The sequence below is a fragment of the Pseudomonas sp. SDO5522_S412 genome, assembly GCF_054071215.1.
Genome location: NZ_JBSVWQ010000261.1, coordinates 1 through 7,268, shown reverse-complemented (window position 1 = coordinate 7,268; position 7,268 = coordinate 1). Strand labels below are relative to the sequence as shown.

Annotated in this window: 7 protein-coding genes; 4 read left to right on the top strand and 3 right to left on the bottom strand. The window is 62.1% G+C overall.

The window, feature by feature from the left end; translation table 11 throughout:
* Positions 1–65 precede the first annotated feature (65 nt).
* From ACW9I6_RS28870 to ACW9I6_RS28860, 3 genes are read right to left on the bottom strand one after another with little or no spacing between them, the layout of a single operon-like run.
* Positions 66–836, bottom strand: coding sequence for a MetQ/NlpA family ABC transporter substrate-binding protein (locus ACW9I6_RS28870; RefSeq protein WP_003210120.1), 771 nt, complete (start codon positions 834–836; stop codon positions 66–68).
* Between the two features lie 29 nt (positions 837–865).
* Positions 866–1,531 carry a methionine ABC transporter permease gene (locus ACW9I6_RS28865; RefSeq protein WP_008430846.1) on the bottom strand — a complete coding sequence of 222 codons (666 nt, stop codon included), beginning with the start codon at positions 1,529–1,531 and terminating at the stop codon, positions 866–868.
* 3 nt (positions 1,532–1,534) lie between these two features.
* The gene (locus ACW9I6_RS28860) at positions 1,535–2,758 is read right to left on the bottom strand and encodes an SfnB family sulfur acquisition oxidoreductase (protein WP_003210116.1); all 1,224 of its coding nucleotides are present in this window, start codon (positions 2,756–2,758) and stop codon (positions 1,535–1,537) included.
* A 235-nt stretch (positions 2,759–2,993) separates the two neighbouring features.
* Between ACW9I6_RS28860 and ACW9I6_RS28855 the strand changes: the two genes are divergently transcribed.
* From ACW9I6_RS28855 to ACW9I6_RS28840, 4 genes are all read left to right on the top strand, one after another.
* Entirely contained in the window at positions 2,994–3,455 is a 462-nt protein-coding gene (locus tag ACW9I6_RS28855) for a VOC family protein (RefSeq protein ID WP_003210114.1), read from the top strand.
* Positions 3,456–3,693: 238 nt separating this feature from the next.
* Complete coding sequence (locus ACW9I6_RS28850; protein ID WP_008430843.1) at positions 3,694–4,569, top strand: alpha/beta fold hydrolase; 876 nt, start codon at positions 3,694–3,696, stop codon at positions 4,567–4,569.
* A 98-nt stretch (positions 4,570–4,667) separates the two neighbouring features.
* Positions 4,668–5,972 (top strand): C4-dicarboxylate transporter DctA, encoded by a 1,305-nt coding sequence (gene dctA / locus ACW9I6_RS28845; protein WP_003207293.1) that lies wholly within the window; start codon positions 4,668–4,670, stop codon positions 5,970–5,972.
* Between the two features lie 226 nt (positions 5,973–6,198).
* Entirely contained in the window at positions 6,199–7,113 is a 915-nt protein-coding gene (locus ACW9I6_RS28840; protein ID WP_173883068.1) for a LysR substrate-binding domain-containing protein, read from the top strand.
* Positions 7,114–7,268: the final 155 nt, after the last annotated feature.

The following is a 7,268-nucleotide window of genomic DNA, read 5'->3' as shown; positions in this document are numbered from 1 at the left end:
CACCGCCTTCGCGAGCAAGCCCGCTCCCACACAAGCCCGCTCCCACATTTTGATCGCCGTCAGACTTAGAATCCCGGGGCAATCTGGCCTTTATAGCGGGTCAGGATGAACTGGCGCACTTCATCGGAGTTCAACGCCTTGGCCAGTTTCTGGATGCCAGGGTCATTGATGTTGTCCGGGCGCGCGACCAGGTACTCCACGTACAGGCTCTTGCCCTTCTCGACGATCAACGCGCTGTTGGTGTCGATCCCCGCTTCCAGGGCGTAGTTGGCAAACACGAACGCCAGGTCCACCTGGCTCACCGAGCGGGCCAGCAACGCACCTTCCAGTTCACGAATTTTCAGGTGCTTGGGGTTTTCAACGATATCCCGCGGCGTGGCAAGGGTGTTGCTCGGGTCCTTGAGCTTGATCAGGCCGGCTTCGTCCAGCAGCACCAAGGCGCGGCCAGTGTTGACCGGGTCGTTGGGGATCGACACTGTCGCGCCGTCTTTCAACTCCGAGATATTTTTGATCTTGGTCGAGTACGCGCCGAAAGGCTCGATGTGCACACCGACCACCGGCACCAGGTTGGTATTCCGGGTCTTGTTGTAGTCATCCAGGAATGGCCGGTACTGGTAGTAGTTGGCGTCGATGTTCTTCAGCGCCAGTTGCTGGTTGGGCTGGATGAAATCGGTGAAGACCTTGATTTGCAGGTCCACACCTTCCTTGGCCAGCACCGGCTTTACGAACTCGAGGATCTCGGCGTGAGGCACGGGCGTGGCGCCGACGACCAGCGTCTCGTTGGCAAAGGCATTGAAGGACAAGACAGCGGCCAAGATGGCCAGGGATTTTTTCATGGTTGCTCCGAAGGCATTAGTTATAGGAATCAACGGCGGCTGTAATGCGCCACCAAACGGTCACCGGTCATCTGCAGGGCCTGCACCAGCACCAACAGCAGCAACACGGTGACCACCATCACGTCGGTCTGGAAACGCTGATAGCCGTAGCGGATAGCCAGGTCGCCCAGGCCACCGCCACCGATCACCCCGGCCATGGCGGTGTAGTCCACCAGCACAATCGCGGTGACAGTGACCGCTGCCAGCAGCCCGCCCCGGGCTTCCGGCAACAGCGTGTGGCGGATCACCTGCCAGGTGCTGGCGCCCATGGATTGGGTGGCCTCCACCACGCCACGGTCGACTTCGCGCAAGGCGGTTTCCACCAGCCGCGCAAAGAACGGCGTACAGCCCACCACCAACGGCGGAATCGTACCGGCCACGCCCAGGGAGGTGCCCACCAGCAAGGTGGTCACCGGGATCAGCACAATCAGCAGGATGATGAACGGCAGCGAGCGCAGCACGTTGACCACCACCGACAGCGCCCGATACACCACCAGGGTTTCGTGCAACTGGCGCTTGCCGGTGAGGAACAACAGCACCCCCAGCGGCAACCCCAGCAGCACGGTAAAACCCAGGGCCGCGCTGAGCATGCTCAGGGTTTCCAGGCAGGCTTGGCCGATGTCGGCCCAATAGATGTTTTTAAACAGCTCGGCCATGGTTCAGGACCAATCGTGACGCGGTGGCTTGGCGCCGTTGAGCAGCCAGTTGCCCACCACGTGATACTTCCAGCGCACCGGGTCATGCAGGGTATGCACCCGTGCATTGCGCCAGTGACGGTCGAAGTTGTGCTTCTTCAGGGTGGAGCGGGTGCCGCCGAGTTCGAAGAGCTTGTTGCTGGCTTCAATGGCGATTTCAGTGGTCAGTACCTTGGCTCGCGCGACAGCCAGGGAGGCGTGGGCAACGTTGTCTTCATCGGGTGCCGGGCGCGCGGCGTCCAGAGCCTTGCCGGCCCGCTCCAACAAGGCTTCCGCCGCTTCCAGGCGAATATCCAGCGCGCCGACCTGGATGATAGTCAGCGGGTCTTCACTGGCGTTTTCCACCCCGGCATCGATCCATGGACGGGCGAATTGCCGGACGAACTGCACCGTGTCACGCAACGCGGCACGGGCGATGCCGGCGTCGATGGCGGCGGTGGTCAATTGGGCGAAAGGCCCGGCCAGGGTCGGCGAATCGTAGGAGCGATGGGTAGGAAACAGATTGAACGCCGGCACCTTCAAGCCTTCGGCCAGCACCGTGCCGCTGGAGGTGGTGCGTTGGCCCATGCTGTCCCAGTCGTCGACCACCACCAGGCCTTCAGTGCCGCGCGGCACGAACGCCAATTGCGCATTTTGCTGTTCATCCAGCGCCAGCACCGCCAGCCAGTGGGCATACAGCGAACCGGTGCAATAACCCTTGCGACCGTTGATCACATAGCCATCGCCTTGCCGGCGAATGGTCGCCTGGATGTCCTGGACGTTCTTGCCGCCGGTTTCCGACAGCGCATTGGCAAACCGATGCCCTTCCAGCGCCAGGCCAAAAAAGTACGCCTGCTGCTCGGGCGTGCCTTGCAGGCGGATATCTTCCAGCAGGCAGTAATGGTTCTGCGGGATTTGCCCCAGCGAAGGGTCGGCCGCCGAGATAATCGCAATCACCTGGGCCAACACCGCGTATGACACCTGGGCACCACCAAACTCGCGGGGCACGCTGATGCCCCACAGACCGCTGTTGGAATACAGGTCGACGACCTCCGCAGGCACCTGGCGGGTGCGATCGCGCTCGGCGTCCTGTTCCAGCAACACGGCAGCGACTCGGCGGGCAACGGCCAGTGCGTGGGCCTCGTCGCGGATCAACTCGGCGTGGGGCGTGTGAATCGGGTAATCGGCAGATACAGGCAGTACAGACATACAACGCTCTCGGGCGAATGGTTTGCCAGAGGCATTGCAGCTTCTGTGCCTGAGGCGCCTGGCCTTCAAACACAAGGGTTTGCTCCCGATATACGCGCGGCAGACCGCCCTTGGCGCAGCAAACTGCCGGTTTGCTGTTGCCTGGGCAACACCTCGTCGGCTGCCCGCAAGCCACGGCGCACGTGGCCTATAGTGAAAAAGCCGTCCCTCCACAACCACCATCAAGGAGAACGATATGAGCGTTAAACCCATTCCCGAGGGCTACCACAGCATCACGCCGTACCTGGGCATCGACAAAGCCGCTGAAGCCATCGAGTTCTACAAACGAGCCTTTGGTGCCACCGAAGTCATGCGCCTGGACATGCCCGACGGCAAGATCGGCCATGCCGAACTGCGCATTGGCGATTCGGCGATCATGATGGCCTCGCCCTGTGGCGAAATGTCGTTCGGCAGCCCGGGAAAAGAACACCCCAGCGTGTGCCTGCATCTCTATGTGCAAGATGTCGACCAACAGTTCGCCCAGGCCATCAAGGCCGGCGGCACGGCGATTTCAGAACCCAAGGATCAGTTCTACGGTGACCGTTCCGGGACGCTGAAAGACCCCTTCGGGCATGTGTGGTTCCTGGCCACGCGCAAGGAGGACTTGACCGAGGCGCAAGTTCGCCAGCGGGCCGAGGCGTTGTTCAAGCAAGGATGAAGTCGCCTGGGCGACACAACCCAACGGTAGGAACTGGCTTGCCTGGGATGGCATCACCTCGGTGCGACTCATACACCGAGTTGCCTGCATCGCAGGCAAGCCAGCTCCCACCGTTGACCTGCACTGCCTGAAAGATCGGGCTTCAACACACTTCATGAACAACCCCTCCACGCTTTCCCCCTTGCCCCGGGCGCCGTGTGATTTCAGGATGCAAGCAATCATCACAAGGAGTCATTCCATGTTCGCCGGATTCCAAAAAGACCAGCGCCACGTCAACGGTGTGGACATCAGCTACCGCAAAGGCGGCGCGGGTCCCGGCCTGCTCCTGCTGCACGGGCACCCGCAGACCCACGTCATCTGGCACAAGGTCGCCGAGCAACTGGCCGAACACTTCACCGTGGTCGCCGCCGACCTGCGCGGTTATGGCGACAGCAGCAAGCCCGCCGCCATTGACCATCACACCAATTATTCAAAACGTGAAATGGCCCGCGACGGCGTCGAGCTGATGAAAGCCCTGGGCTTCGACGAGTTCTCGGTGCTGGCCCACGACCGTGGCGCCCGCGTCGCCCATCGCCTGGCCCTGGACCACCCCAAGGCCGTGCAGCGCATGGTGCTGCTGGACATCGCACCAACCCTGTCCATGTACGCCCAGACCGACGAAGCCTTTGCCCGCGCCTACTGGCACTGGTTCTTCCTGATCCGCCCGGCGCCGTTGCCCGAGAGCCTGATTGAAGGCAACCCGGAACTCTACCTGCGCAGCGTCATGGGCAGCCGCAGTGCCGGGCTCAAGCCGTTCACCGATGAAGCCTTCGCCGAATACCTGCGTTGCCTGAAACTGCCCGGCACCGCCACCGGGATCTGCGAGGACTATCGCGCCGCCGCTGGCATCGACCTTGAGCACGACCGCGCCGATATCGACAAGGGCAACCACCTGGAGTTGCCGCTGCTGGTGATGTGGGGCGCCGAAGGCACCGTCGGGCGCTGCTTCGAACCCCTCAAGGAATGGCAGAAAGTCGCGACCGACGTACGTGGCAAGGCCCTGCCGGCCGGCCACTACATCGCAGAAGAAATCCCTGAAGTGCTGCTCGGCGAAGTCCTGACCTTCCTTCGCTGAGCCTTTATGAACCGCTGACCTGACCGATCCCGCCCCGCAGGCTTGAAACAGCCTGCGACGGGATCTGCTTGCCCAAAAAACGTCTCGAGATAATAAAAATGACAATCAGAAAACTGCTGGGAACCCTGTATGTGCAGGTGATCATCGCCATTGTGCTGGGCGTGTTGATCGGCAACCACTGGCCTCAGGTGGGCATCGACCTCAAGCCGTTGGGCGACGGGTTTATCAAGCTGATCAAGATGATCATCGGCCCGATCATCTTCTGCACCGTGGTCTCCGGCATCACCAGCATGCACGACGTGAAGCAGGTGGGCCGCGTCGGCGGCAAGGCGCTGCTGTACTTTGAGATTGTCTCCAGCATCGCCCTGGTAATCGGCATCCTCGCCGCGCACCTGCTGCACCCCGGCGTGGGTTTCAATATCGACGTGAAGACCCTCGACACCTCCGCCATCGCCGGTTTTGTCGGCCAGGCCGAACACGGCGAAGGCGTCACCGGGTTCCTGATGCATGTGATCCCCACTACCTTCTTCGACGCCTTCTCCAAAGGCGAAATCCTCCCGGTACTGTTTGTGTCGGTGCTGTTTGGCCTCGGGCTGGTGATGATCGGCGAGAAGGGCCGGCCCCTGGTCGGCGTGATCAACCAGGCCAGCGAAGTGTTCTTCCGCATCGTCGGGATGATCAGCCGCGTCGCGCCGATCGGGGCCTTCGGGGCCATCGCCTTCACCATCGGCAAATACGGCCTGGGCTCGCTGCTGCCGCTGTTGAAACTGGTGGGCACGTTCTATGTCACCGCGTTTTTCTTCGTCGCCGTGGTGCTGGGCAGCATCGCCCGGTATGTGGGGTTCAGCATCTTCAAGCTGCTGACCTACATCAAGGCTGAACTGTTGATCGTGCTGGGCACCAGCTCCTCCGAATCGGCCCTGCCGCAACTGATCCAGAAACTTGAAAGCCTTGGCGCGTCCAAAGGCGTGGTGGGGATCGTGGTGCCCACCGGCTACACCTTCAACCTGGACGGCACCAACATCTATATGACCCTGGCGGTGCTGTTCCTGGCCCAGGCGACCAATATCGACCTGACGCTGGAGCAACAACTGACCCTGCTGGCGGTGGCGATGCTTACCTCAAAAGGCGCCGGTGCGGTGGTGGGCGCAGGTTTTGTCGCGCTGGCCGCCAGCCTCGCGGTGGTGCCGACGGTGCCGGTGGCGGCGATGGTGCTGATCCTGGGTGTGGACCGGTTCATGGCTGAATGCCGCTCACTGACCAACATCATCGGCAATGCCGTGGCGGCGCTGGTGGTGGCGGCCTGGGAAGGTGAACTGGATCGCGAGAAAATGGCGCCCATCGCCCTCAAGCACGGCCGCCACGCACGGGCCGCCGCCCAGGCGAAGATCGCCGCCGAGTAACCCTTAAACACCAATCCCCTGTGGCGAGGGAGCTTGCTCCCGCTGGGCCGAGTCGCGGCCCCAAGAGCTTTGGGAGCGCTACGCACTCCAGCGGGAGCAAGCTCCCTCGCCACAGCAAGCTCCCTCACCACAGAAGCTCCCTTGCCACAGCAAGCTCCCTCACCACAGAAACTCCTTCGCCACACCGGTGCTATTCTGGCGGTTCATGCCGCCATGCCTGTTTCTGATGAACAACAAGAAAGATACCGTGCCCCTACCTGAAGACCTGCGGGTATTCCTGACCGTGATCCGCAAGGCCGGCTTTGCTGCGGCTGCCGACGAGCTGGGTTTGTCCCCGGCCTACGTCAGCAAGCGTATCCAGATTCTCGAAACCACCCTCGCCACCCGCCTGCTGCACCGCACCAGCCGCCGTATCGCCCTGACCGAAGATGGCGAGCGTGTGCAGCGCTGGGCCGTGCGGATTCTCGAAGACTTCCAGCAGTTGTCCGACGAGCTTTCCGACGCCCACGACAGCCCGCGTGGCCACCTGCATTTGTGCAGCAGCTTCGGTTTCGGCCGTAACCATGTGGCACCGGCCTTGTCGCTATTGGCCGAACAATACCCGGACCTGGAGATTCGCCTGGACCTGTTCGACCGGGTGGTGGATATCGTCAGCGAGGGTTTCGACCTGGAGATTCGCGTGGGCGACGACATCCCCGGGCAACACATCGGTCGCCGGCTGGTGAGTAACCGGCGGGTGCTGTGTGCGGCGCCCGCCTACCTCGAACGCCGTGGTGTGCCGCAGCACTTGAGCGACCTGGAACAGCACGACTGCCTGGTGCTCAAGGAGCGCGACAACGCGTTTGGCATCTGGCACCTGGAGCGCGATGGCGTGCAGGACAGCGTGCGCGTGCGCGGGCCGTTGTCGTCGAATAACGGCGAGATCGTCTTGCAATGGGCCCTGGACGGGCGCGGCGTGTTGCTGCGTTCGATGTGGGATGTGAAGCCGCTGCTGGAGCAAGGGAAACTGGTGCAGGTGCTGCACGACTACACCCAGAGCGCCAACGTGTGGGCGGTGTACCCGACGCGGCTGGCCTACTCCGGGAAGTTGCGGGCGTGTGTAGAGTTTTTACAGGAGCACTTCAAGGGGTTGTCGATTTAGCGCGTCGGGGTTGCGTACATATCCATTGCTGCGGTAACGGCCGCTGACGGTTCTGCTCTTACAGCGACCTACCGGCCGGCTTGAGTGTTGTAGAGCAAAAAGCCAAATCAAAAGCGGGCACGGTCCAAATGTGGGAGCGGGCTTGCTCGCGAAGG

Coding starts and splice junctions, on each gene's coding strand:
- ACW9I6_RS28870 (WP_003210120.1), bottom strand. CDS start 836: ATGAAAAAATCCCTGGCCATCTTGGCCGCTGTCTTGTCCTTCAATGCC.
- ACW9I6_RS28865 (WP_008430846.1), bottom strand. CDS start 1,531: ATGGCCGAGCTGTTTAAAAACATCTATTGGGCCGACATCGGCCAAGCC.
- ACW9I6_RS28860 (WP_003210116.1), bottom strand. CDS start 2,758: ATGTCTGTACTGCCTGTATCTGCCGATTACCCGATTCACACGCCCCAC.
- ACW9I6_RS28855 (WP_003210114.1), top strand. CDS start 2,994: ATGAGCGTTAAACCCATTCCCGAGGGCTACCACAGCATCACGCCGTAC.
- ACW9I6_RS28850 (WP_008430843.1), top strand. CDS start 3,694: ATGTTCGCCGGATTCCAAAAAGACCAGCGCCACGTCAACGGTGTGGAC.
- dctA (WP_003207293.1), top strand. CDS start 4,668: ATGACAATCAGAAAACTGCTGGGAACCCTGTATGTGCAGGTGATCATC.
- ACW9I6_RS28840 (WP_173883068.1), top strand. CDS start 6,199: ATGAACAACAAGAAAGATACCGTGCCCCTACCTGAAGACCTGCGGGTA.